At 61.9% G+C, this 23,382-nt stretch carries 32 protein-coding genes, 3 tRNA genes and 4 pseudogenes; 27 read left to right on the forward strand and 12 right to left on the reverse strand.

The genetic code is table 11. The features are described 5' to 3' along the window. The first annotated feature begins 16 nt into the window (after positions 1 to 16). The 5 genes from pgsA (at position 17) to CN538_RS00470 (ending at position 1,592) form a co-directional block, all read left to right on the forward strand. Positions 17 to 565: a CDP-diacylglycerol--glycerol-3-phosphate 3-phosphatidyltransferase gene (gene pgsA / locus CN538_RS00450; RefSeq protein WP_106418187.1), complete on the forward strand. Its 549-nt coding sequence runs from the start codon at positions 17 to 19 to the stop codon at positions 563 to 565. Positions 566 to 629: 64 nt separating this feature from the next. Continuing rightward, positions 630 to 704, forward strand: a tRNA-Gly gene (locus tag CN538_RS00455). A 120-nt stretch (positions 705 to 824) separates the two neighbouring features. Then, positions 825 to 898, forward strand: a tRNA-Cys gene (locus tag CN538_RS00460). A 58-nt stretch (positions 899 to 956) separates the two neighbouring features. Next, a tRNA-Leu gene (locus CN538_RS00465) sits at positions 957 to 1,043 on the forward strand. Between the two features lie 249 nt (positions 1,044 to 1,292). Beyond that, the gene (locus CN538_RS00470) at positions 1,293 to 1,592 is read left to right on the forward strand and encodes a hypothetical protein (protein WP_129591256.1); all 300 of its coding nucleotides are present in this window, start codon (positions 1,293 to 1,295) and stop codon (positions 1,590 to 1,592) included. A gap of 270 nt (positions 1,593 to 1,862) precedes the next feature. On the opposite strand, the gene CN538_RS00475 is transcribed toward CN538_RS00470, so the two are convergent. Continuing rightward, on the reverse strand, positions 1,863 to 2,315 hold the full coding sequence (locus tag CN538_RS00475; RefSeq protein ID WP_242495432.1) for an SRPBCC family protein: 453 nt from the start codon (positions 2,313 to 2,315) through the stop codon (positions 1,863 to 1,865). A 572-nt stretch (positions 2,316 to 2,887) separates the two neighbouring features. On the opposite strand from CN538_RS00475, the gene CN538_RS00480 reads away from it, so the two are divergent. From CN538_RS00480 to CN538_RS21475, 7 genes and pseudogenes are all read left to right on the forward strand, one after another. Continuing rightward, complete coding sequence (locus CN538_RS00480; RefSeq protein ID WP_422917533.1) at positions 2,888 to 3,424, forward strand: contractile injection system protein, VgrG/Pvc8 family; 537 nt, start codon at positions 2,888 to 2,890, stop codon at positions 3,422 to 3,424. A gap of 262 nt (positions 3,425 to 3,686) precedes the next feature. Further along, positions 3,687 to 4,040: a DNA cytosine methyltransferase gene (locus CN538_RS20580; protein ID WP_207233569.1), complete on the forward strand. Its 354-nt coding sequence runs from the start codon at positions 3,687 to 3,689 to the stop codon at positions 4,038 to 4,040. Beyond that, positions 4,018 to 4,197 (forward strand): annotated as a pseudogene (locus tag CN538_RS25765) (DNA cytosine methyltransferase); the annotation flags it as partial. The gene CN538_RS20580 and the pseudogene CN538_RS25765, both read left to right, overlap by 23 nt. Before the next feature lie 140 nt (positions 4,198 to 4,337). After that, positions 4,338 to 4,970 carry a DNA cytosine methyltransferase gene (locus tag CN538_RS20590; RefSeq protein ID WP_207233570.1) on the forward strand — a complete coding sequence of 211 codons (633 nt, stop codon included), beginning with the start codon at positions 4,338 to 4,340 and terminating at the stop codon, positions 4,968 to 4,970. A gap of 306 nt (positions 4,971 to 5,276) precedes the next feature. Then, a complete protein-coding gene (locus CN538_RS20595) occupies positions 5,277 to 5,759 on the forward strand; it encodes a hypothetical protein (RefSeq protein WP_207233571.1) in 483 nt (160 codons plus the stop codon). A gap of 69 nt (positions 5,760 to 5,828) precedes the next feature. Further along, positions 5,829 to 5,945, forward strand: a pseudogene (locus tag CN538_RS25770) (hypothetical protein); the annotation flags it as partial. After that, positions 5,912 to 6,127: pseudogene (locus CN538_RS21475) on the forward strand (very short patch repair endonuclease); the annotation flags it as partial. The pseudogenes CN538_RS25770 and CN538_RS21475, both read left to right, overlap by 34 nt. Positions 6,128 to 7,037: 910 nt before the next feature. On the opposite strand, the gene CN538_RS00500 reads toward CN538_RS21475, so the two are convergent. From CN538_RS00500 to CN538_RS00530, 8 genes are all read right to left on the reverse strand, one after another. Beyond that, the gene (locus CN538_RS00500; protein WP_106418190.1) at positions 7,038 to 7,679 is read right to left on the reverse strand and encodes a restriction endonuclease; all 642 of its coding nucleotides are present in this window, start codon (positions 7,677 to 7,679) and stop codon (positions 7,038 to 7,040) included. A 469-nt stretch (positions 7,680 to 8,148) separates the two neighbouring features. Then, positions 8,149 to 8,355, reverse strand: a complete 207-nt coding sequence (locus CN538_RS00505; RefSeq protein ID WP_106418191.1) for a hypothetical protein — start codon at positions 8,353 to 8,355, stop codon at positions 8,149 to 8,151. Between the two features lie 271 nt (positions 8,356 to 8,626). After that, positions 8,627 to 9,193 carry a retron system putative HNH endonuclease gene (locus CN538_RS00510; RefSeq protein ID WP_106418192.1) on the reverse strand — a complete coding sequence of 189 codons (567 nt, stop codon included), beginning with the start codon at positions 9,191 to 9,193 and terminating at the stop codon, positions 8,627 to 8,629. 110 nt (positions 9,194 to 9,303) lie between these two features. Beyond that, entirely contained in the window at positions 9,304 to 9,831 is a 528-nt protein-coding gene (locus tag CN538_RS00515) for an AAA family ATPase (RefSeq protein ID WP_106418193.1), read from the reverse strand. Continuing rightward, positions 9,825 to 10,055: a hypothetical protein gene (locus CN538_RS19660; protein ID WP_164999457.1), complete on the reverse strand. Its 231-nt coding sequence runs from the start codon at positions 10,053 to 10,055 to the stop codon at positions 9,825 to 9,827. Before CN538_RS19660 ends, CN538_RS00515 begins: the two co-directional genes overlap by 7 nt. 97 nt (positions 10,056 to 10,152) lie before the next feature. Continuing rightward, a complete protein-coding gene (locus CN538_RS00520; RefSeq protein ID WP_129591258.1) occupies positions 10,153 to 10,680 on the reverse strand; it encodes an ATP-binding protein in 528 nt (175 codons plus the stop codon). 139 nt (positions 10,681 to 10,819) lie between these two features. Beyond that, the gene (locus CN538_RS00525) at positions 10,820 to 11,515 is read right to left on the reverse strand and encodes a LexA family transcriptional regulator (RefSeq protein ID WP_106418195.1); all 696 of its coding nucleotides are present in this window, start codon (positions 11,513 to 11,515) and stop codon (positions 10,820 to 10,822) included. 9 nt (positions 11,516 to 11,524) lie between these two features. Next, on the reverse strand, positions 11,525 to 12,085 hold the full coding sequence (locus CN538_RS00530; RefSeq protein WP_106418196.1) for a bZIP transcription factor: 561 nt from the start codon (positions 12,083 to 12,085) through the stop codon (positions 11,525 to 11,527). Between the two features lie 64 nt (positions 12,086 to 12,149). Here CN538_RS00530 and CN538_RS19665 point away from each other — a divergent pair, with 64 nt between their 5' ends. The 13 genes from CN538_RS19665 to CN538_RS00590 all read left to right on the forward strand — a co-directional run bounded on the left by CN538_RS19665 (position 12,150) and on the right by CN538_RS00590 (position 17,977). Next, entirely contained in the window at positions 12,150 to 12,338 is a 189-nt protein-coding gene (locus CN538_RS19665) for a hypothetical protein (protein WP_129591259.1), read from the forward strand. 21 nt (positions 12,339 to 12,359) lie between these two features. Then, a complete protein-coding gene (locus tag CN538_RS00535) occupies positions 12,360 to 12,563 on the forward strand; it encodes a hypothetical protein (RefSeq protein WP_106418197.1) in 204 nt (67 codons plus the stop codon). Positions 12,564 to 12,612: 49 nt separating this feature from the next. Next, positions 12,613 to 12,801 (forward strand): hypothetical protein, encoded by a 189-nt coding sequence (locus tag CN538_RS00540; protein ID WP_106418198.1) that lies wholly within the window; start codon positions 12,613 to 12,615, stop codon positions 12,799 to 12,801. Beyond that, entirely contained in the window at positions 12,798 to 13,472 is a 675-nt protein-coding gene (locus tag CN538_RS00545) for an ogr/Delta-like zinc finger family protein (RefSeq protein WP_106418199.1), read from the forward strand. The genes CN538_RS00540 and CN538_RS00545 overlap by 4 nt, the downstream gene beginning before the upstream one ends. Positions 13,473 to 13,498: 26 nt before the next feature. Beyond that, the gene (locus tag CN538_RS00550) at positions 13,499 to 13,918 is read left to right on the forward strand and encodes a hypothetical protein (protein WP_106418200.1); all 420 of its coding nucleotides are present in this window, start codon (positions 13,499 to 13,501) and stop codon (positions 13,916 to 13,918) included. Beyond that, complete coding sequence (locus CN538_RS00555; RefSeq protein WP_106418201.1) at positions 13,915 to 14,124, forward strand: hypothetical protein; 210 nt, start codon at positions 13,915 to 13,917, stop codon at positions 14,122 to 14,124. Before CN538_RS00550 ends, CN538_RS00555 begins: the two co-directional genes overlap by 4 nt. Next, positions 14,121 to 16,232, forward strand: coding sequence for a replication endonuclease (locus CN538_RS00560; RefSeq protein WP_106418202.1), 2,112 nt, complete (start codon positions 14,121 to 14,123; stop codon positions 16,230 to 16,232). Before CN538_RS00555 ends, CN538_RS00560 begins: the two co-directional genes overlap by 4 nt. A gap of 263 nt (positions 16,233 to 16,495) precedes the next feature. Beyond that, on the forward strand, positions 16,496 to 16,747 hold the full coding sequence (locus CN538_RS00565; protein ID WP_106418203.1) for a hypothetical protein: 252 nt from the start codon (positions 16,496 to 16,498) through the stop codon (positions 16,745 to 16,747). An 11-nt stretch (positions 16,748 to 16,758) separates the two neighbouring features. Further along, the gene (locus CN538_RS00570) at positions 16,759 to 17,070 is read left to right on the forward strand and encodes a hypothetical protein (protein WP_106418204.1); all 312 of its coding nucleotides are present in this window, start codon (positions 16,759 to 16,761) and stop codon (positions 17,068 to 17,070) included. Next, positions 17,063 to 17,278 carry a TraR/DksA C4-type zinc finger protein gene (locus CN538_RS00575; RefSeq protein ID WP_106418205.1) on the forward strand — a complete coding sequence of 72 codons (216 nt, stop codon included), beginning with the start codon at positions 17,063 to 17,065 and terminating at the stop codon, positions 17,276 to 17,278. Before CN538_RS00570 ends, CN538_RS00575 begins: the two co-directional genes overlap by 8 nt. After that, positions 17,268 to 17,480, forward strand: a complete 213-nt coding sequence (locus tag CN538_RS00580; RefSeq protein ID WP_106418206.1) for a hypothetical protein — start codon at positions 17,268 to 17,270, stop codon at positions 17,478 to 17,480. The genes CN538_RS00575 and CN538_RS00580 overlap by 11 nt, the downstream gene beginning before the upstream one ends. Before the next feature lie 9 nt (positions 17,481 to 17,489). Then, entirely contained in the window at positions 17,490 to 17,699 is a 210-nt protein-coding gene (locus tag CN538_RS00585; protein ID WP_106418207.1) for a hypothetical protein, read from the forward strand. A 59-nt stretch (positions 17,700 to 17,758) separates the two neighbouring features. Next, entirely contained in the window at positions 17,759 to 17,977 is a 219-nt protein-coding gene (locus CN538_RS00590; protein WP_106418208.1) for a pyocin activator PrtN family protein, read from the forward strand. Here CN538_RS00590 and CN538_RS00595 read toward each other — a convergent pair. Continuing rightward, a complete protein-coding gene (locus CN538_RS00595; RefSeq protein WP_106418209.1) occupies positions 17,974 to 19,002 on the reverse strand; it encodes a site-specific integrase in 1,029 nt (342 codons plus the stop codon). The two genes, CN538_RS00590 and CN538_RS00595, sit on opposite strands and share 4 nt — an antisense overlap. 138 nt (positions 19,003 to 19,140) lie before the next feature. Here CN538_RS00595 and dusA point away from each other — a divergent pair. Further along, positions 19,141 to 20,149: pseudogene (dusA, locus tag CN538_RS00600) on the forward strand (tRNA dihydrouridine(20/20a) synthase DusA). A gap of 7 nt (positions 20,150 to 20,156) precedes the next feature. On the opposite strand, the gene CN538_RS00605 reads toward dusA, so the two are convergent. Together CN538_RS00605 and CN538_RS00610 are read right to left on the reverse strand one after the other, a co-directional pair. Continuing rightward, positions 20,157 to 21,179, reverse strand: coding sequence for a succinylglutamate desuccinylase/aspartoacylase family protein (locus CN538_RS00605; RefSeq protein WP_106418210.1), 1,023 nt, complete (start codon positions 21,177 to 21,179; stop codon positions 20,157 to 20,159). A 121-nt stretch (positions 21,180 to 21,300) separates the two neighbouring features. Then, the gene (locus CN538_RS00610) at positions 21,301 to 22,068 is read right to left on the reverse strand and encodes a CDP-alcohol phosphatidyltransferase family protein (protein WP_207233572.1); all 768 of its coding nucleotides are present in this window, start codon (positions 22,066 to 22,068) and stop codon (positions 21,301 to 21,303) included. A 435-nt stretch (positions 22,069 to 22,503) separates the two neighbouring features. On the opposite strand from CN538_RS00610, the gene CN538_RS00615 reads away from it, so the two are divergent. Next, entirely contained in the window at positions 22,504 to 23,259 is a 756-nt protein-coding gene (locus tag CN538_RS00615; protein ID WP_242495433.1) for a zinc-dependent alcohol dehydrogenase, read from the forward strand. The last annotated feature ends 123 nt before the right edge of the window (positions 23,260 to 23,382 follow it).

The following is a 23,382-nucleotide window of genomic DNA, read 5'->3' on the forward strand; positions in this document are numbered from 1 at the left end:
GGATGCTAGCGGCTCGATGAACATCCCCAACATGCTCACTCTGGCAAGAATCGTGTTCATACCGCTGCTGGTGGTGCTGTTCTACCTGCCCTACAGCTGGAGCTTGCCGGTGACCGCCGGCCTGTTCGGGCTGGCGGCGATCACCGATTGGCTGGATGGCTACCTGGCCCGGCGCTGGGACCAGAGCACGCCGTTCGGCGCCTTCCTTGACCCCGTCGCCGACAAGGTGATGGTCGGGGTCGCCCTGGCCCTGTTGATCGAGCGCTATGAAGTGTTCTGGCTGACGCTGCCGGCACTGGTCATCATCGGTCGCGAGATCGTCATCTCGGCGCTGCGCGAATGGATGGCCGAGATCGGCCAGCGCAAGCGCGTAGCGGTCTCATGGATCGGCAAGTCCAAGACCACGCTGCAGATGATCGCGCTGGTGCTGCTGCTCGGTTTCCCCCCCGGGACCCAGATCGCCGCCCTTGGCGTAGTGCTGCTCTACGCCGCCGCCGTGCTCACACTGTGGTCGATGATGCAGTATCTGCGTGCGGCCTGGCCCGAGCTGACGCGCTCGATGTAAGCAAAAAAATGCCATAAGCGTTTGACAGTTACGGACTTATCCTTATAATTCGTCGGCGAGTTGAGCGGGAATAGCTCAGTGGTAGAGCATCGCCTTGCCAAGGCGAGGGTCGGGAGTTCGAATCTCCTTTCCCGCTCCATAACTCGTAGAGTTGCCAGCAGGATCGAGGGTCGTGAGCCGGAACGCCGGTCCGATCGATATCCTTTCCCGCTTCACAACTCGATCTTTCGGGACATTCACATCGCTTCCGAATCTGTAAGGCTGGATGGCAGAGTGGTTATGCAGCGGACTGCAACTCCGTGTACGCCGGTTCGATTCCGACTCCAGCCTCCACTTCCCGAGCTTCAGACCCCCTCGGTTTGTCGACCTCCCGTATCTCCCTACGTCGTCGGCCCGGATGGCGAAATTGGTAGACGCAAGGGACTTAAAATCCCTCGGTGGCAACACCGTGCCGGTTCGAGCCCGGCTCCGGGCACCATAATCTATCTCGCCCCTCTCTGAAGCCTCGACACGTTACCCGAGTGACCTGGACAGTCCAGCCATGGTGGCAGAACCTATGCCCCTCCCCGTCTGGATGCCTCCTCCAAGCTTCTTTACCCTGACTTCAGTCGGCCAGACCCTGGCACCGCGAACGTGAACCTTTGTGAACTCGGGTCACAAAGAGCAATACTCGCGATATAATCCGAGGTATACTTAGCACATCACCCAAGGACGCGGGGGAGTATACATGACGCAAGCACACCAGTTGACAGAACTCGAGGCGCTTCAAGCCATGATCGCCGAAGAGCGCCTGGCGCATCAGCGCACCAAGCGGGTGCTGGAGACACGCCTGTCGGCCTCCAACGCACTGCTCGGCGAAGCGCTCGACCGACAGGACACTGCCGAAGCCCGCCTATCGGCGCTGACGGCGGAGAATCGCACGCTCAAGCGTCGGCTCGAGCTAGAGCGTTCACTAGACGCGGTAATGCCCTGGGCGACCCACCGCCAGCAAGCAAGCAGCAGCTCGATGCCGCTTTTCTTCTGCTGAAGCCCCAGCATCACCGCGTCAGGACAGCGACGTTCCCTTCGAGAAAAGGACGCGAGCGGGAGCAGGCATTCGGCCCTCAGGCAAGCCGGTATCGGCTCAAGAACAAATAGACGCCTCCGCAACGGCGGAGGCATCTTTCAGAAGCACGGCTGAAGACCGATCAGCCAGTTACCGGGCAACGACAAACTGCCGTACCGGTTGGCCATCATCGCGGGGTGGCCGCACTCGCCGTCGCCACCAGCCCATCCAGCCACTCCTGGTGCCCATTGATCATCGGTTGGGAACTTGGCGCGCCAATTCTTTCGCCGGCTCCCCATTCTGGGTTTCTTGAGTGAGAATTCTGACGCGATTCGCCGAGAGATCCTCGATCAGCCAGGCATGATGGACGTCCATACGGTCCGAGGCGCCCTCCTCACCACTCCAGCCATGCCAAGCAATTCTGGCCGGCTGCCCCATGATCGGCGGCACACACTCAAGGCAGCGCCCCTCGATGGGAAACCCGAAAGTCGTGAAGAAGAATCGCACGCCCGCATCCAGCGCCGGGCCCGCATCCTCGTAGATCTTCACATCGGCCGCGTTGCTGTAGTACGTGGGCCACCGCGATGGCATCACCAGCAGCGGCCAGATGTCCGCCGCGGACACCCCCTCGACGATGACTTCATTGGAACAGAAATTGTCGGTGAACCCGGGGACGAAACCCTCGGGCCAGATGATGTCACTCATGATGAACTCCCTAGTCGTCGTGCCGCGCGAATCGGCATGTCGTGGGTGAATGTCGGCAGTGAGGCCATGGGGCATCGGCCCCATCGATCAACCACCTCCAGCCTACAAGTCACCTCATCCGCTCGCGTTGCTCGATACTGCCGAGTTCATGCTGAAAACACGCCTCTTGCGTCGGCGCACTCCGGCTGGCCGATTCCGGAGCGCCCCTCCGCCTGCTTAGGCCATGCTTGGGGGCGCCAAAGCGCGGCTATCGAGGTCGCCCATGGCCGCGCCCCACTCAACGTGACCGTCCAAGGCAACCACATCACGCCCAACGTCTACCTTGCGAAGGCGTGGACTAAGATAGCGACCGCCGCTTTCACGACGGCGCCGCGGCCCACATCACCTTCTCGCGCTCCCGCATCGTCGACGAGGTCGAACACAGCGGCGCCCCGGACCTCCTCACCATCCGCGCCAGCAGCGCCAACCTACGCGGCACCCTGCCCGGCAAGCGCCACGACCTCGAGCCCAGGGCCGGCACCACGCTGGCCGGCATCCGCATCGCGCACCTCGACCAGACCGAAGAGAGCGACATGCACTTCCTCACCCGGCTGGCCGAGCGCTTCGATGCGGTGGCCACGGTGAAGGCCGGCCGGCTGCTGTTCATCCCCGCCGGCCAGGCCACCACCGCCACCGGCGCCGAGATCCCGCCCATCGTCATCCGCCGCCGGGACGGCGACCAGCACCGCTACTCGAGTTCGGACCGCGAGAACTACACCGGCGTCATCGCCGCCTGGAACGACGTCTCTGGCGGCCGCCGCAAGGAAGTCATCGCCGGGGAGAACGAGAACGCCAAGCGCCTGCGCCCCACCTACGCCAGTGAGGAAGACGCCCTCACCGCCGCCAACGCCGAATGGCAGCGCCTGCAGCGCGGCATCGCGGGCTTCTCGCTCACGCTCGCCCAGGGCCGCGCCGACCTCTACTCCGAGACACCCGCCCGCTGCTATGGCTGGAAGCGTGAGATCGAAGAGACCGAATGGGTGCTCACCGAGGTGCGCCACGAGATCGGCGACGGCGGCTACTCGACTGAGCTGACGCTCGAGACGCGGGGCGCGTCGCCGAGTCGTTAGGCCCCGAGCGGCATACCGCCTTGGAATGCCCTAAAGACGCCGAGCATCCCGTCCCCATCGTTGGCGACCCAAAGCACTCCGGCCGCTTGGCCTCCAGAAGGCATCGCTCACCCTCACCTGCACACGGGCTTGCAACCGCAGCGCCAATGGCTGTATATCCATACACCTATCAATCGAAAGGGCTCGGCCTCACTGCATCATCCGATGCAGGGCGGTATAGTGAGCCCTTTCGCGTCGTCAATCGGAAGTCAGATCGAGTCACATGACCAACACCAGCAAACGCCCCATTGGCATCGACCTTTTCGCCGGCGCCGGCGGCATGTCCCTAGGGTTCGAGCAAGCCGGCTTCGACATCGCCGCAGCCGTGGAAATCGACCCGATCCACTGCGCGACCCACGAGTACAACTTTCCCTACTCGAAGGCGATCTGCGCCAGTGTCGTCGATCTGACCGGCGACGACGTGCGCCAAAAAGCCGGCATCGGCGATCGCGAAATCGATGTGGTGTTCGGCGGCGCGCCCTGCCAGGGCTTCTCGTTGATCGGCAAGCGCGTACTGGACGACCCGCGTAACGAGCTCCTCGCATTACGTCCGACTGGTTTCCGAGCTCCAGCCTAAATACTGCGTCTTCGAAAACGTCAAAGGGCTCACGCTCGGCAAACACCGCAAGTTCCTCGATGAGATGATAGCCGCGCTCGACAAAGCCGGTTACGACGTGGTCATGCCCTACCAAGTGCTCAACGCCGCCGATTACGGGGTGCCCCAATCCCGGCAGCGCTTGTTCTTGATGGGCGCCCGCAAAGGCCTGACCAACCGACATACCCGGCGCCGCTCGAGCAAGGCGCCACGGTTTGGGATGCCATCGGCGATCTGCCCGATGCCAACCGGTTCGAGGAGCTCCGCTCGACGGATGCCGTGCATGTCGAATGGGAAACCGAATCGACCTACGCCAGACGGCTGCGCGGTCTCGAGCGAGATCCCGAGGACTTCGGGTACACGCGGATCCACGATCTCGGGCTGCTCTCATCCAGCCTGCGGACGGAACACCACCGAGCTTTCCCAGAGCCGCTTTACCGAAACGGTGCCAGGGAAAACCGAGCCCGTCAGTCGTTTTCGCAAGCTGGCTCCCGAAGGGCTCTGCAACACGCTGCGCGCCGGTACGGACAGTGCCCGTGGCGCCTTCACTCGCCGCGGCCGATCCACCCCAACCTGCCTCGCGTCATCACGGTACGCGAAGCGGCTAGGCTGCACTCGTATCCCGACTGGTTCCGCCTGCACTCCACCAAGTGGCACGGCTTCCGGCAGATCGGCAACAGCGTGCCGCCGCTACTGGGCCGCGCAGTCGCCGGCAGCATCATGCAAGCGCTCGGCGAGAAACCGAAGAAACCTCGGAAGAAGTTGGAGCTCAACGACGCCGAGTTCCTCTACATGGATATGGGCGAGGCAGCGAGATACTTCGGCGTGCCGCACAACACCATCGCCCAGCGCACGCGCAAAACGACAAGTACACCGAAGAAGGTGGTAAGGGATAAAGCCGATGTCGGATGAAAGCCCCAAGGTAAAGAAGCGCTCTATCGCGCGATCTCCTACATTTTCAATAAGCATTACCCAACGAACCCTGATGGGTTCGTTTTCGTACGCGATGAAATCGTCGAAGCTGTCACGACGCTCGACCTGCAAAGGCCGGCGAATTTAGGCGATGTAATCTACTCTTTTCGATATCGTCAGCCACTGCCCGAGCACATTCTCGACACGGCAGATCCCGGGCTAGAGTGGATTATCGAAGGCGCTGGCCGAGCTAAATATCGTTTCAAGCAGGTTAAGCTAAGCAGGATTCTCCCGCGCAATGATCTCTTGACGATCAAGATTCCCGACGCGACACCGGAAATCATTCGAAAAAACGCCAAATACGACGAGCAAGCCCTGCTAGCTAAAGTACGCTACAACAGGCTGATCGACATTTCCTCGGAATCGCCTCGTACTCGCTCCAGAGCCACCTACGCACGTCGGTCAAAAAGATGGGGCAGATCGAAATCGACGAGATTTACGGGGGTGAACAGCAACGGTCAACAGTACGTCATCCCGGTTCAAGCCAAGGGAGGGAAAGACCAAACGCGATCACCCAAACGAACCAAGACGTTCGCTACTGCGCGCAGGAATATCCGAACTGATCTGCCGAGCGGTCTCGGTCAATTTATGGGTGACGATCGTATTGCGATGTTCGAGCTCATGATCGATGACGACGAAATCAAGGTCGTTCGCGAAAAGCACTACAAGCTGGTGGCAGCGAGCGACATTTCGGATAAGGACCTGAGCGTCTACGCTAGAATGGAGTGACCTTCCCGGCTCATAGAGGCAAGGAAGCCCAATGACCGATCACGTAGACACGCCACCCGCTCCAAAATCATGGCCTCGGTCGCTGGGAAGAACACCGGCCCGGAAATCGCGCTGCGCCGCGACTGCACGCTCGCGGCTACCGCTTCCGGTACACCGCAAAAGATCTCCCCGGCAAGCCGGATCTGGTCCTACCCAAGTACCGCCTCGCATTTTCTTGTGCACGGCTGCTACTGGCACCGGCACCCGGCTGCGTCTACGCCAGTACGCCGAAGTCGCATGTCGAATTTTGGCAGGAAAAGTTCGCGCGCAACGTCGAGCGAGATAAGCGCCAGCAGGCCGAGCTGATCGAAAAAGGTGGCGTGTGTTAGTGTCTGGCAGTGTGGTTTGCGCTTCTGCCGCGATGCCATTGGCGATATCGAAGAGCCAATCGAGGGTCTGTCAGACTATACGGAATGGCCAGAGACACCCCCACGTAAGCGTTGATCGGCTGCGGCGCTGCCTACCCCGCCCACTTCGGCTTGTAGCCCCACCACACGCTATCGAACGTCAGCTCCGAATCGTCCGCCTGGCCACGTATCGACGAAACCCATGTTCCCGACGCCACCCAGCGCCACGTTGTAGAGCGGCATCGGCGGATCTTCTCCGCAGCCATCCAGGTACTAGAACGCCTTCACGCGCCGAACGGGCGCTACATAAAAGGCGGCGGCTGATGGAGATTTGCGACCGAGGCACCGAGCGGCTCTCACTCCTGGACACACAGCAAAGCGACGCCGACCGGGACGTAGCGAAAAGCTGATGGGCGTGATGGACGAACTGAATCAGAAGATAGAGCACGGAACCGTCACGATCGGCACGCCCAGTGCCGGCGCCGCCTGACACCTGTGCTGTGCGCACCGGTCACCGAGTCATACAACTCGATGGGGTGAACTGCCATTGGTAAAATAAGCCACCTACTTTAATCGCTACGCAATAGGTCAATAGGATTAAAGGCATCGAGCATCCGGCCCTCATGATCGACATCAACTTTTCTTGAGACGAAATAAAACATCCCATTATTCATCCTCCTGAATTGACGATAAAAAGGCAGCGGCATCCTATAAGAACCGGTGCACAAACCATCCATGTAATGTAAAAGTCTTTTTATGTAGACACGGGGCTCTGTCATGGACAGCACACTGCACCGATCAATATCTATATCACTCCGGGAAAGATCCAACCCTGGCACGTCAAGAGGGAACGATTCAACATTTGAATGAGCCTCACATCTAACAGATAACTTTATAAAATCTCTATGCTTACAACCATTATCTTCGACAACATACTGCGAAACAAAACAAACCAACCCTCAAAACGACTGATAACATTGTTACTGCAAAAATCACACTCCATAACAGGCGGAGACCTATAGATGCCGCTACCTCTATTGCAAAGATGATAACCCCCAAAGCTAACGGGAAAATAATCTCTAAAAACTCTCAAGGAAGCATCATTCTCTCTCAGCAGAACTGAAATCAGGGAATGATCGAACACTTTAACTTCATCCAATTTCTTACCAAGATTTGCAAGCGTTCTCCCTAAAGACTCCGAGGCAATAGTACTATAGAAAGCATAAAACACCTTAAAGCCAAACGCGTCGGCAACAGAAAGATTAAATTTCTCATCTTCTCTACCAACGGCCTTGTTGGAATGCGCATTGTGCTTACAGCTCACACCGACAAGTCGAGAATTCTTGCCCATTGGACCATAACTGTATTCGCGAACAACAAGGTCTATACCATCATCGCCACCACGCGCAGGTTCTTTGACAATATCGTAACCCAGTGCCACCAGCAAATCCCTTACAAAAAGTTCAAATTCATCTTGCGCATCATCCTTACCATTCCCAGGGGGGATTTCTTTAAAATTAACAATATTGTTCATTCAGCTTTCCTACGACTATTGAGAGACCAGATAGAGCTAGAGCTGATTGATGCCAAGTTTATTGGGGATTCACCAACGAGGCGCTTTCCTCGCCCGGCTTATTCACGCGGGTTGATACGGCCAAATGTGTAAACACCTCGGCCGGCAAGTCAAGTGTCGCACGAAGCGGCGAATGGTGTCGCGATCAATGGGCGCCGGATCGAGCCAGGGCTCCAGACTCTCGTTGGTGAGAATCAGCGGCATGTAGTTCTGAACGCCCGCCGCTGAGCCTCGAGCTGGCGCGTGTTGGTGATCTGGGAGTGTGGGCTGAAGCACCGGCTTCAGGATATCGAAGCGGTCGAGACGCTGGTCCTGTCAGAGGCGGCCTACGGGGAATGGCCCGAATCGCCACCACGGGTACGAGAGACGCGCTGACGGGGCACGGCGGGCGCTGCGGTAGATCCCCGGCTTCCACTCGAAAACGGAGATATCAGGCGCCGCTGGTAAACCGCATGATGCCAAAGATAAGGCCAGCCACGACAATGATGGTGCCAACACTCCACATCGTCTGCTGGCGCAATAGCGAGTGCATCTCGGAGCGAATAGATCCGGTCTCGCGGAGGAGATCCTCCCGCGTCGCCACGGTCTCCTTGATGATCGCCACATCCTGCTCGAGTTTTCTGAGACGTTGCTCCATGTCCGGAGGCCCTCCTCCGCCATCCTGTTGACTCGAAAATGCCGGGTGATGATAGACATTATTCGCCATTCTGCGCGCTCTCATCCAAGATTTCCATCACAAGCACCGCGACAAACAGCTCGAGATAGTCATATCAGCCACACGTGCGGGGAATTGCCGACTAACACCGCTATAAGAATCATTGAAAAAAGATCACCGACGCTCTCATCCACATTTAGCAATGTATGTCGCCAATAAATCATTCAGAGGAGAAGGCCAAAAGGCAAAGATCTCAAAATCGTATTTCGTGCTGGAGCAGGTGATAGGGCAAATGCAATGCACTCAAAATTGAAGTGCGGAAAGGCAAACCGTGCTCTAAAAACATTTCGTACAGCATCATTTCGAACAGACCTTCATCTTGAGCGGCATCATCAAAAAACTCACCCCACGTCCTTAAAACATATAATATTACCCGCTCCCGCCTTCTTATTAGATCTGGACAAGAATCCAACCCAAGCATCTGCCGAGAATCCGAAGCCAGCTTTCTGTGTTCGTCCGGTATATTTTCGGAAACAGACAAACGCCCACGAAAATCACACTCAAACCACGAAATACAGTCGTCTGAATAAGGATTAACTACGGGATGAAAAGACCCTCTTTTATGTCCGCAACGGCTGTTGTTCTGGCAACACGCAGCCAAATTACCCCAATCTAAAGTTAATTCTGGCGCATGATTTCTTGGAACTAGATGTTCCACGTGAGAATTGTCAATGTTTAAACTCTCCTCGCAATAACAGCAAAGACCATGTTGATCCGAGAGCATGCCTTGTTTGGCTACCCTCTTGATTCCTGCGGTCACCTTAACATTCCAATCTGAACTCCTTACTTTTCTACCAAGCGAATTCTCAAGATCGGAAAACAACCCACCACCATTACAATTAAGAGGCTCATCTGATCTATTTAGAGGTCTCACATTTCACCTTTTTTCTTTTCCTTCAAAAACTTCAGCCTTTTTTGATAAAGATCACACCTGACCAACTCCTCATGCGAATGTCCGTAGACTTCGTCTAGAGCCGCACGTAGCTTTAACGCTTCTTGAGTATCGTAAGCGCCTGAAGACACCAGAGTCCTGTATTCATTCAAGAGCCTCAGATTATCTGCAACCTCTTCAGGAGGCCACTCAGACACAGAAAATATAGAGGACAATACCGCCCCACTTTTCTCTCCCAAAGTATTTACGCTGGGAGACTCAATCGAATCTTCACCTACAATACGGATCGATCTCGCATCGACTGACGTAAGCACCTGCGGACTATGCGTGGTAACGATGAACTGAACATTGGGAAATGTTTTTCTTAGATCATGAAGGATCTTTTGCTGCCAGCTCGGATGTAGATGAAGATCGATTTCATCGATCATGACCACCCCCGATGTCTCAAGGATGCGAGGAGAGTCGGGATTCAACTCAGCCATTTTGGCAGCCATATCCATCACCATGGCGATGATATTCTATAACCGTCACTTAACTGTTCGATGCGTTGTTCTATAGTCCCGCGGGGAGAATCGTAATCCATCAGGAAACGCAAGGGGGCCAATGCAGTCCTTGGATTGCGCAAACCTGGCAGCACGCCCTCCATAGCCTCTCTAACAGCTGCCAAAACCGGCAACTGATAATCAAAATCCTTGAACTCAACAATTTTCCGGTTCTCCAGGTTCTCCATGTAATGGAACCACTGAAAGAACGAACGGAAGTCTACCTTGGACGCTAGACATTCATCATACCCATCCAGCCGCGGAAACATTTTCTTAAAATTGCGTCTACGCATCGGGTTTTCGAAAACACCACGCCCGGTACCGTAATAGGCCAAAACGGGCAGGGGAAAACTTAAACGATCCTCCGCCACTAAATATATCATCAGCCAATCTGTTAACTTCTGACAACCCGCGAAAGCCAGGAAGATCTGCTGCTTTAAAGTTCCGCTCGCTACCCCTTTCAGCGCGATCCCATGTAATACCATTGAGCAGCGAAGTACTGATACGCATGTATGGCGCCCTTCGCCCATCCGCATCAACTTTAATATCGGTATCTAGCGGCGCAGTCCCTTTAATCTTTGGCAAACGAGTTAACATAGCCCCAAAAGCAATTGCCAAAGCATCAAGTATAGAGCTCTTACCAACACCATTAGGTGCGACCAAAACAGTCAGGTCTTTTTCAAATTCTATTACAGCCTCTTTGTAACACCTGAAACCAGTGAGACAAAGCTTATCAACTCTAATATCCAGCTTATGGCTATCGATAGTCAAAAGGGTGCTCATTGGATTGTTACCATCTTCAATGCCACTCAAGAATATTCGCCGAGCCGAGCTCGGCAGGATTGATCAGTCCATAATCATCAGCAAAATTGCGGCCCATCACAGCACGCACTTCAACGAGTCAGACGCCTCGCTTTAGTCATAACGATATTCAATCCCACACACCACTCCCTCAAGCAATCCCCCCCAGCCGCGTCTTCACGCGGCCGATGATCGCGACCTCCTGCATCTGGCTGCGGGGGATCATCTCTTTCTCGTAGTGCGTGTTATCGCTGATCAGGTACATCGCCCCGCCCGAGAGCCGCTGCACGCGCTTGATGCGCAACTCACCGCTGACCCACACCAGGAACACCCCACCGAGCGACCAGTTGGTGTCGTTCAGGTTGATAAACGTCCAGTCGCCATCGAACAGCGTCGGCTCCATGGAATCACCCCGCACCCGGATCCCGGCAAGCCGAGCGTCGGTCAGGCCAAGCTGGGCGATCAGCTCGGCGGTCATCGGGAAGTGGCCGACTACCGTCTCATGCTCCAGCGAGCGTCCCGCGCCCGCGGCGCCCTCGACGTCGTAGAGAGGCACCGACTTTGTCTCGGGCGGTGAGTCAGAGAGGTAAAGCCCAGCAGGCTCGTTTACTGCCAGAGACGTATCGGCCACATCGCCATCACCCAGCACCAGCCACCCAAGGCTGATCTTTTTGGCAATCGCCAATCTGACACATTCGTCGTAGGGGACGCTTCCACGACGACGCCAATTGTGGACAGATGTCGGCGAAATCCCGAAATAAGCGGCAATTTCCTTATCAGAAGACAGCTCCAAGACAGACTTCATCCGTTCAAGGACGCCTTCAGCGATTGCCTTTTTGTCGATCATCGCTGCCGCCTAATAGTTAATTGCAATCGCCAATGTGTTGATAAATGCCATTTTGGCGATTACTGTTCGTTTCACAGTCTTTAAGCCGCCAAGGAAGTCAGTCCCAGCGGTTGATATCCAGCTCGTTGCTATGCCTCGGGCCCATCTCGATGACGGAGCGGCACTCATGACACTCAAGGGAGCGCCCATGGTTGACCGGCTGCAGTACTTCGTACTTGCGTCGTGTAAAGCAGCGGCGACACAGGTACATGCCGGGCTCGCCAAGCTCCTGCTCTCCGGGCCGGCGAGCGGCCATGACCCAAGCCCGCTCGGAAGGCGATAGTCGTCGTAGCCATCACGTTCAACTTCAAGCTGCTCCATCTCCGACACTCGCTCCTTAAGCTCATCATTTTCCTTGGTGAGCGCCAGCGCGCGCTGCTCCAGCGTCAGATATCGCTGCTCGAGAGTGACGATTTCAGACTCGAGCGCGATCAGCCGGCGCTGAGCATCGATGACACCGCCGCCGTGCTCGATGAAGTCGATGATGCCTTTTACCTGGGCAGCCGTACTGCTGATCTTGCTTCCCGCCATGCGCGCCAATCCCCGTCCGGCAATCGCTAAGTCAATACTTTAGAACACTTTAGGAGCGTACCACATGACCCAGCCCCGCCGCCGCCAATCTCCCCACGGCTGTAACTGCCCGATGATGACCATCGTGACCAGGGAAGAGCGCGCCCGGGTCGAGGCCATGGCCGAGCGCGAGATGCGCTCGCTCTCCGGCACCCTGCGCCTGCTCCTGCTGCGCGGCCTGGAACACACCCCCAACCCCGAAGCCGTCTCCTGATTCGCACAAGGAATCGCTGCCATGTACCAGGACCCCAAACGCATTCGTCAGCGCTGCACCGTGTACCTCGATCAGTACGAGGCCGACATCATCACCGCCATGGCCAACTACCTGGGCGTCTCCAAGGCGGAGGTCATGCGCCAGATGATGATGAAGGAAGCCCAGGCCGTGCTGGGTCTGGGGCGCGCTAGCGATGAGTCCAGTATCGCCGCCCGCGCCGGCTGAACACAGCACCGCATCCGGCACCACATCCACCGTGCAAAACGAGGCGCCCATGCCGAATCACACCGTCGACATCGATGAAGAGATGGCGCGAGAGCTGGAACGGGTACGCCTGCAGGAAGGGCTGGCGAGCCGAGACGAGGCTGCCGAATTCCTGATGCGCCGGCGGATGCGGACAGGTACCGCCGATCTCACCGGCCGCGGCCGCGCGCTCTACCCGATCCAAGGAGGACACCGGTGACCGACGCCGCTCGAGCGAGAAACGTCTGCCCGCACTGCGGGGGCTATGCGCGGGTGCGCTACTCGCAGCAGGTCACGCGGCTCTACCGCGAGGGCGCCATCGAGTGCCAGAACCCGGCCTGCGGCTGGCGCGGCAAGTTCTCGTTCGAATTCACCTGCACGCTGACACCCAGCCTGCAGCCCAACCCCGAGGTGGACCTGCCGGCCTCCCCGGGCTCAAGGCCACGATGCTCGCGCAGATGCTGCGCGAGGTCCGAGACACTCCCTAGTCGAGAGAGACCGACCATGACCACGCTCACCGCTCCCGCTGGCCGCCATGCCGGCCGGGCACCCCAACTCGACCCGCAAAACGCCGCCACCGCGTATTTGCTGCGCCACTGCCGCGGTCTGGAACGCGCCGCCGCGCTGGAAGATTGCACCCGCCACCTGATGAGCGAGCACGCCATGAGCGAGGCCACCGCCGAGCTGGCCGCCCTGCACGCCAGCGCTGCGCTCGAGTCGCTCAATCAGGTCGCCTGGATCGATCTCGAGGCCAGCACCCGCGATGTGGTGGTGCTGCGCACCGCCGGCGGCGCGCCGGTCTCGTTCACCGTCGGCGACCTGCTGGCCCAGCGCCAGCGCGCCCGGAACCGCGGCGCCCTGCGCACCGTCAATCACCGCCCGCTGCAGTAACCCTCAACGCTCGCGAGGTACGCCCCATGGCCGCCGCACCCCAATCCACCACGCCCACGCCACGCCGCCACCTTGCCCTGGTCGAGCCGGATGCCCGCGCCGGCTGGGGTGCGCTACGCGCCGAGCTGCACGCCCGCTGCGCCGATGAGGATCTCGCCGAGCTCTGGGCCGGGCTCAAGCTGGCCGAGCGCAAGGCGCTCGCGGCCAGCGCCGGGCTCGAAGCGCGCGACGCCCTGCGCGGTATCGCTGACATGCCGCCTGCCGGGCGCGAGGCGATCCGCGCCGCCATCGGCCGCATGAGCCGTTACGCCCAGCGCCTGGGCCAGCGCCTGCAGGGCGAAAGCCCCAGCCGGGCGCTGGCCGCCAACGCCCGCCGGGCGCTGGCCGAAGGCGATACCGCGAGCGCGCTGCACTGGCTGAGCCTGATCGAAGCGGGGGCGCAATGAGCCGTATCACTTATCGCCATATCGCCCAATCGTTGATGGAGGCCCGCATGCAAATGGTGCAACTGGCCTTACAGACAGAAGCGGAGGGCGATGCTAAAGGCGCCAGGGCACTGCTGGCAGAGCAGCGGCAACTGGCTAACTACGTGCATGTGATGGATGGCCGCATCATCGCCGCGTTGACACCGCGCCTCGGTGAGTCGCAATGAGCGCCATCGAACGTACCCGCGACTGGGGCACGGTGGACTGCCGGCCCTGGCGCGCGGCGATCTTCGAGCGCCTGCCCTCGCTGGCCGAAGATCTCGCCGCCGGCTTTCTGCACGTGGCCGAGCGCTACGGCAACGCCGCGGGTAACCGCTGGCTGGCGCGCCAGAGCGCCGGGCTGATCGAGCCGGAGCACGTCTACCGCCGCTTTCCGGTGATCGCCGACGATCTCAAGCGCGCTTTCATCGCCCGCCGTCATGCCCAGCCCACCACCATCGAGGGCCTGCGCGCCGGCTGCGACTGGCTGCGCGAGGTGGAGTCGCGGCTCAAGATCGGCAGTCTCAACGCCACCCACGACGATGACGCCCTGGTCGACTACGCCCAGGCCCAGGCCCGCGCGGTGGAAGATGCCCGCAACAAGCTGATCGGCGGCATCGCCGAGCACAACCGCCGGCTGCGTCTCGGCCTGCTGCCGCCGCCCCGCCGCGTGCGCCAGCCGCGGGGCGTACCGCTCTCGGCCCAGGCCCGCGCCATGGCACGTCAGATCGCCGAGGCGCGCAACCCGCTCACCCCGCCGCCGGCCGGTATCCCGCTCATGGCGGTGTTCCGCTGGGAGCGCGCCCCGGTCATGTCGCTGGCCGTGGCCGACGAGATGGCCGCCGCCGCCGCACGCAAACGCGCCACCCTGCACGGCATCGCCCCGCCGCCGGTGAAACAGCCGGCCAGCGAGCAACTGGCGCGGCTGAGCTGCCCCGGGTTCTGGCGCCGCAAGCTGCGCCGGCTGGCCGGGCGCCGGCTGGAGCAGGTCCAGCGCGAGGCGTACCGGGTCCACGCCCAGGCCGGCATCTACTGCAGCGAGATGACCCTGGAACGCCGCCGCGCCCAGCGGGTGCGCAACCGCACGCTGCTGGAAACCCTGGAGGCGATCAATCAGGCGGGCCAGACCTACACCCTCGCCGAGCTGGCCGAGCTGGGGCTGGCCAACCCGGACCACCGCCGCGCCGAGCTGATGCTGCGCATCCGCGATACCGAGGTCGAAGCCCGGCGCCTGGGTCACGTCGGCATGTTCTACACCCTCACCGCGCCGAGCCGCTTTCACCCGATCAATGCCAACCGCACCAGGGACCGCCACGGCCGCGAGCGCTACCGCTGCCGCCGCAACCCGCGCTACGACGGCTCGACCCCACGGCAGGCCCAGCAGCACATCCAGCAGGTATGGGCCAGGGCCCGCGCCCGGCTGGCCCGCGATAACCGCGCGATCTACGGCATCCGCGTGGTGGAACCGCACCACGACGGCACCCCGCACTGGCACCTGCTGGTGTGGATGAAGCCCGAAGACGCCGAGGCCGTCACCGAGACCCTGCGCGGCTACGCCGAGGAGGAGGCCCCGGAGGAGCTGTTCAACCGCTTCGGCAAGACCACCGCCCGCTTCGATGCCAAGCGCATCGACGACACCCGGGGCACCGCCGCCGGCTACGTGGCCAAGTACATCTCGAAGAACATCAACGGCGAGCAGTTCGCCCGCGCCGGCATCGACGGCGACGAGCTGGACCGCTACGGCCACGAGCTGAACAGCGCCGCCCCGCGCATCGAGGCGTGGGCGGCCTGCTGGGGCATCCGCCAATTCCAGTTCGTCGGCCTGCCCAGCGTCACGGTCTGGCGCGAGATCCGCCGCCTGACGGACGCCCAGGAAGAGCAGGTGAAGCGCTGGGAAGCGGCGACCCAGCCCCACCCGCGCGCGTCGGCGGTCTTCCACCGCATCCGCGCAGCGGCCAACGCCGGCGAGTGGTGCCGGTTCGTGCGCCTGATGGGCGGGCCGAACACCCCACGCAAGCGCCAGCCAATCAAGCCGTGGTCGATCCCCGCCTTCCGTACCAGCCAGGGCGGAGACGACTTCAGCCACGCCACCGGCGAGCAGCACGCCGAGTTCATCCAGCGCGGCCGCTACGGCGATGAGATCCAGGTGCCCAAGGGCCTCGCCGTCAGCGACGGCAAGGGCCGCGTGTCCGAGTACCTGACGCGCCTCTACCGCTGGCACGTGCGCCCGAAGCGTGCCGGCGGCGGGGTTTTCGGGAGGCGGCGCAGCCGCCGCCCCTTGGACTTGTGTCACTAACTGTACGGCCCCCGCCCCGGGGGACAGCCAGAGCCTCATCCCGCGGGGTCTGCTGACCCCGAAAGACCTCACCCCGGAAGAGCTGGCAGCCCAGCTCGACCGCTACCGAGAGTGGCGCGCCAGAGAAGAAGCCCGCGCCGAAGTGGAAAACGCCGATCTCGAGCAGCGCATGATCCGCGCCGCCGCCCGGCGGCACCCACGCCCATCGCCCCGCCGGCATGGCCGGACGAGTTCTTCCCCGACAGCATCTGAAGGAGACCGACATGCAGACCGAAACCCTGATCGACCGCGCCGCCCGCGATACCGAACGCCAGCGCCTGCTGGGACATGACGAGTGGTGCCGCCGCTTCGCGCTACGGCTCCACCGTCGCACCGGCGTGGCCAACGACATCGCCAGCCAGGCCGCGGAGAGCGCCTGGGGCGACGCCGAGCGCGACCGCCTCGCGCACCCTGGCGACGGCCAGCAACCGCCGGAAGCCGCGGCGGACGAAGAACTGACCTACTGGGGCGAGTGAGGAGACGAGAGATGACCACCCAGACCCTGGAAGCCTGCTTCCAACGTGTGGCCGAGTGCCAGACCCACCTCGACGAGAGAAAAGCCCAAGTGCAAGGCGCCAACCTGCTGCTGGGCGAGGCGAAAGCGGCCCTGCTCGAGGAACTGAAGAAGCCCGAGAACCGGCGCCAGCTCACGCCCGCGATCACCGAGGCCCCGGTGCTGTTCGACGGCTACCTGATCCACATCGGCGAGCGCCTGCACTTCATCGACATCGAGACCGCGCCGCGGACGCTGTCGATGCAAGAGGTAATGAGCTGGCAGGAGGCCCCGACCAATGGCTGACGCAGCAGACAACGCCGGCGACGTGATCGAGCGCCACCTGAACCAGTCGCTCGCCCGCCACCGGCTGCCGGCGAGCGTCGCCGCCGAGCCCGAGTGCGAGGGGTGCGGCGAGGAGATCCCCGCGGCCCGGCGCGAGGCCGCGCCCTGGGCCACCACCTGCATCGAATGCCAATCCATCCGCGAAGCCAGGGGGCGCCATGTTCGGTAACGCCATCCACCGCGTGACCCGTGTGGTCTCTCTGCTGGTGCTAGCCGCTGGCCTGGGCGTGGCCATCCAGGGCGGCATCGCCCTGGCGTCACGCTTCATGCCCCGGATCGACGTGGTCGAGATCCGCACCACCCCGGCACATGAAGCGGCGGACATGACCACGACACCGCGCAGGGCGATGCCCGGCCGGTACCACTACTGAGGCCGACCGATGAACAAGAGCTACCAGGAGCTGTGCGACGAAGTGGCCATGCTGCGCGATCAGTTGGCCGACGCCACCGGCAAGGCCCACCGCCTCGAGCTGCAGCTCGAGGCATCCAACGCCATGCTGCGCGAGGCGCTGGAGATCGGCGAAGACCTCAACGCCCGCTGCCGGCGGCTGGAAGCCGAGAACGCCAACACGCGGAGCACGCCGGCCTGAGCGGCCGGCGCGCGATCCAGAACCGATTCCAGCGTTGAAGCGCGTGGGGGACACCACCGATGAAGACCGAATTCATGCTGCTGGCGTGCTACGAGAAGCCGCTGATCCCGCTCGACGTGTTCTGCCGGGACATCATGGGCGTGAGCCTGCAGACCGCGAGAAACCGCATCGCCGCGGGCACCTTCCCGGTGGCGCTGACCCGCACAGCGCGCCAGCCGATGGTGCACGTCGCAGACGCCGCCAAGTACATCGACAGCCAGCGAGGCAGCGCCGCCTAGGCGCTCCTCGCCCTCTCCTTCCGCACCAGCTCTCCCGGGCGCAGATTGACGTAGCGCTTGAGGCTCTTCCAGTCACGGTGCCCCGATACCATTGCCACTTCCTGTATCTGATAGCCGCGCTCGAACAGGCGGCTGATCCCCTCGTGTCTCAGGTCATGGAAGTGAAGATCCTCGATACCGAGAAATCGGCAGATCCGGCGGAACCCGTTAGATACCGAGTCGGCGTTGAACGGGAAAATCCGCTCGCCATCTCGCGGCTGCGCGCCAATGATCGCCAGGCTCTCCCCCATCAGCGGCACCACCTCGTCGGTGCGCTTCGTCGGGTGCTTCCTGAGTCGCACGATGACGGTGCCGGCGACCTCATCCAGGTCGGCCCACTGTAGCGAGCAGATCTCGTCGAGACGCATGCATGAGTCGATGGCGAAACGGATCAGCGCGTGATAGCCGATACGCCTGAGCGCCTTGTTGTGGCGCGTGTGCGACAGCAGCTCGGCCAGCTCCTCGGCCGACGGCCGTCGGTCTCGAGACTCGGGGTCGCCGATCAACTCAGACCGCTGCAAACCCTTACGCCAGTTCGACATCTTGACCTGCATCGTCGCCGGCAGGACTTCCTCGACGACACACGTGGTCACCGCACCCGACAGGAACATGACGTCGCTTTTGACCGTGGCCGGCCTCACGCCGTCGACATGGATTCGGGTCGCACAATACTCAGCGAGGTCGGTGTACTCGAGGTGGGCAACCAGCGCATCGGCGTCCAGGCCACGGCAGAGATTGTTGACCGCGGTCTGGTTCTTTCGCCCGCGGGAAGACGTGCGCTCGAGGTGAGCCAGATGACGCTGCAACGCATCCTTTATCGTCAGTGCCGGAAGCGCCCCGGCCTGCCGGCTCTCGATCTCCCCCTCGACCTTCTTGGCCCATGCCTGGGCCCGTGCCTTCGTCGAGAAAGTCTTGCTCTGTGAAGGGTGGCCCTTCTTCCGTACAATGGCGCGCCACCCCGTGCCACGCCGCTGAAATGACGCCATGGTGTACCACCTCGCTCGCTCGAAGGGAGATCAAGGGCACCTGGTACAAATACGGTACAGTGAGCCCAGTTATCGGCGGGATTTCATGGTATCAGATAGTGTATATTTAAACAGTAGTGCGTAACGCAAGTGACTGATATGCCGACTCAAAGCCCAGCAGACCAAGCTCGCCGTTTTTCTGTGGCGCCCATGATGGATTGGACCACGCGACTACCGCGCCTTCGCGCGCGTCTGACCCGGCACACGCTGCTCTATACCGAGATGGTCACCACCGGGGCGCTGCTCCACGGTTCACCGCGCGAGCGCTTCCTGGGCTACAGCGAGTGCGAGCATCCGCTGGCGCTACAGCTCGGCGGCAGCGACCCTGGCGAGCTGGCGGCGTGCGCCGAGATTGCCCAGGACTGGGGCTATGATGAGGTCAATCTGAATGTCGGCTGCCCCAGTGACCGGGTGCAGAACAACCTGATCGGCGCCTGCCTGATGGGCCATCCCGAAAGAGTGGGCGCGCCGTTGCCGCCATGCGCGCGGCGGTCTCGATTCGGTGACGGTGAAGTGTCGTATCGGCATCGACGAGCAGGACGAGGACGCCGATCTCGAGCGCTTCGTCGAGCAGGTCGCGGCAGCGGGCTGCGAGACCTTCGTGATCCACGCCCGCAAGGCCTGGCTACAGGGTCTCTCGCCCAAGGAGAACCGCGATGTCCCGCCGCTCAATTATGCCAGGGTGCATCGTCTCAAGGCGCAGCATCCGGAGCTGCATATCGGCATCAACGGTGGCATCAAGAGCCTGGAGAGCTGCCAGGCCCACCTAGACGCAGGCGTCGACAGCGTGATGATCGGCCGCGAGGCGTACCAGAATCCGTGGCTGCTGGCGTCAGTCGATCAGGCGCTCTATCAGCGCCCCGGGCCAGCCACCAGCCGCCATGCGGCAGCGCGCGCCTTCCGCCCCTATATCGTCGAACGCCTGGCCGAGGGGGCGCGGCTCAACCACGTCACTCGCCATCTGCTTGGGCTGTTCCAGGGCTGCCCCGGCGGGCGGCGCTTCCGCCGCCACCTATCCGAGCATGCCCATCGCGACGGCGCCGGCATCGCAGTCTACGACGACGCCCTGGGTCTGGTCGACGAAGAACGCCTGGCTGAAATCGCCTGAGCCACGCTCAGGCGCCGGGAGTGTCGAAGCGTGACTGGAAGCTCTCCACCGCACTCTCGACTTCGTCGATCTCCTCGTAGCGTGCCACGTGGAAGAGCGCCTCGCCCTCGTTGGCCAGCGGCAGATTGCTCATGCCGATGACGATACCGTCGGCGCTCGCCACCACCTGCGCTTCGTCGTTGCCGAAAGGGTCGGCGACCACCCCGAGCACTTCCCCCTTGGCGACCCTCGCCCCCAGCCGTGCCCGCGGGCGCAGGATGCCGTCGATCGGCGCCCGCGCCCAGCTCGAGCCGTTGGCGACCTCGGCCGCCGGCGGCGTGCGCCGCCGGCCCTCGGCAGGCAGCATGCCGATCAGCCGCATTACCCGCCGAATGCCGCGCACACCAGGGGCGATCGCCCACTCCTCGAAACGCAGCGCCTCCCCTGCTTCGTAGGTCAGCACCGGTACGCCACGGTTCTGGGCGTACTCGCGCAGGCTCCCCTCACGCAGTTCGGCATTGAGTATCACCGGCACGCCGAAGGCCTCGGCCATGGCCTGGGTCTCCGCATTGCGGCGCAACTGGGAACGGATCTGCGGCAGGTTGGTGCGGTGGATCGCCCCGGTATGCAGATCGATGATATGGGTGGCGCGGTCGACCAGCTCTTCGCGCAGCAGCGCCGCGATCCGCGAGCCCAGTGAACCGCTCTCGCTGCCTGGGAAACAGCGATTGAGATCACGGCGGTCGGGCAGATAGCGCGATTGCTGCACGAAGCCAAAGACATTGACCACGGGGACCGCGATCAGCGTCCCGCGCAGACGCGACAGCGCCGGCAGTTTGAGCAGCCGGCGTACGATCTCGACGCCGTTGAGCTCATCGCCATGGATCGCCCCACACACCAGCAGGGTCGGCCCGGGCTGTCGGCCGTGGACGATCTCTACCGGAATGTGCAGAGGCGCATGGGTATAGAGTTTGGCTGCCGGCAGATCCACCTGTCGCCGGGTGCCGGGTTCGATACGCTCGCCGCCGAGCGAGAAAGCTTCCTGCACCATATGAAACCTTAGCTAGTTGAGCCTTGCGAGGCCGGTATCGGTTGCAGGGCCGATCCTATAGCGAGCTGCGGGGCAAGGCGAGCCCGATACCGGCGGAGACGGGGCCGGGATGGGCCGGGCGTCAGAAGACGCTGTCGCTCAATGGCGCCCTCCGCCGCCGCCACAACCACACCAGATCACGCCCGAAAGAGAGTGCCAGCAGCGCCGCTGCCAGTGCGGTCAACGCCACCGCCCAGGCAGGTGTCACCAGTGGCAGCAGACACACCAGCAGCGTCGCCACCTGCCACACGCAGACAGTCTTGCGCAGGTAACTGAGTGGCAGCTCGCGATGCAGCCAGGGCCAGTAGAGTCCGGCACCGATGAAGGCGTAACGCGCCAGACCGATGACCAGCACCCAGCTGCCCACCTTGTCCAGCGCCACCAGCGCCGCACACAGCACGACGATGAAGAAGGCGTCGAGCTCCATGTCGAAGCGCGCACCAAAGCGGGTCGCCGAGTGCGTATGACGCGCCACCCAGCCATCGATACCGTCGAGAAGCAGCGCCAGCAGCGCCAGTGCGGCGATGCCCTCGGCGTGGCGCTGAATGAAGGCGGGATAGGCGATCAGGCCGGCGACCAGCGCGATGAAGACCGCGCGCAGCAGCGTGATGCGATTGGCCCAGCCGATGCCCTGGCGCGCCGCTGGCCACGCCCACAGTACCGCCGTGGCAATGGCGACATAGACACCACCGGCGGTAAGACGCAGCCCACCAGGTGCGGAAAAGGCCCAGTGCACCCACTCCACCAGCAGCGCCACCAGCGCCAATCCGGCGCCCAGATCTACCCACCCCCACCAGCCCTGTCGTCTTTTGTGTGGCAGCGCGCTCATCCGTACCGGTCCATCCGCCATGATGTGTCTCCTTCTTCTTTTTCGACGTCCCTGTCACTGTCTATCCATACGCCCGCCGTACAAGTCTGGATGCACGCATGCCAACCCGCCAGCAGCCCGCGAAGACAGGCGCCGTTTACCGCTAAAACGCCGATGAGAAACACCTGAACCGGTGGTGTCGCACGGCACGAGTCGATGCAAAAACAACTCCGTGTACAGTTATTGTATAAATGACAAACCGCCACGCTCTGCCATACTCAACTCATCGGCCCGGCCCACTCAGGCGAGCCTCGGCCTCCGGCCAGCATTAGAAATTATTGAACAGAAAGTTGGCTCAAGCGAGTAGCGGGCGCCCTGGCCGCAGCAACAGCCTGCTATCGGCCGGCTCGAAGCGACAGATCGGCTCGAGGTCAGAACTCAGCCCAAGGCCAGAAGCCAGCTCAAGAGAGACGCTTTATGACAACCCCCTACGCACACGCTTTCTGGTCGCTCGGCGACGGCAGCGGCGAGATCAGCCAGGCTGAACTCAGCGACGCTGGCGAGTTGATGGTGCGCACCTGCTACAGCGCGATCAGCCGCGGTAGCGAAACCCTCGTTTTCAATGGTCAGGTGCCGCCCAGCGAGTACGCACGCATGCGCGCGCCCTTCCAGAGCGGCGACTTTCCCGGCCCGGTGAAATACGGCTACTCCAACGTCGGCGTGGTCGAACAGGGCGCCCACGACTGGCACGGTCGCCACGTCTATTGCCTCTATCCACATCAGACCCACTATCGGATCGCCGCCAGCGACGTGGTGCGCCTTCCCGAGGATGTGCCGCCGCAGCGCGCCGTGCTCGGCGCCAACATGGAGACCGCGCTCAACGCCATGTGGGATGCCGCGCCCGCCGCCGGCGACCGTATCAGCGTGGTCGGCGCCGGCGTGGTCGGCGCCCTGGTTGCCTGGCTATGCACCAAGCTTCCCGGCGCCCAGGTCCAGCTGATCGACATCGACGAGCGCAAGCGCTTCCTGGGTAGCGCACTGGGGGTCGAGTTCGTCACTCCGGACAACGCCGCCGACGAGCGCGATCTGGTGATTCACGCCAGCGCCTCGGACGCCGGACTGCAGACTGCGCTCAAGATCGCCGGCTTCGAGGCGAGCGTGGTCGAGCTCAGCTGGTACGGCAGCCGCGAGGTCAATCTCCCGCTGGGCGAAGCCTTCCACGCCCGCCGCTGACGCTGCGTTCGAGTCAGGTCGGCAGCGTCTCGCCCAGCCACCGTGCGCGCTGGGATCACAAGCGCCGGCTGTCACTGGCGCTGTCGCTGCTCAACGACGACTGTCTGGACGTGCTGATCAGCG

It is taken from the genome of Salinicola tamaricis (assembly GCF_003006155.1).
GTDB lineage: Bacteria > Pseudomonadota > Gammaproteobacteria > Pseudomonadales > Halomonadaceae > Salinicola > Salinicola tamaricis.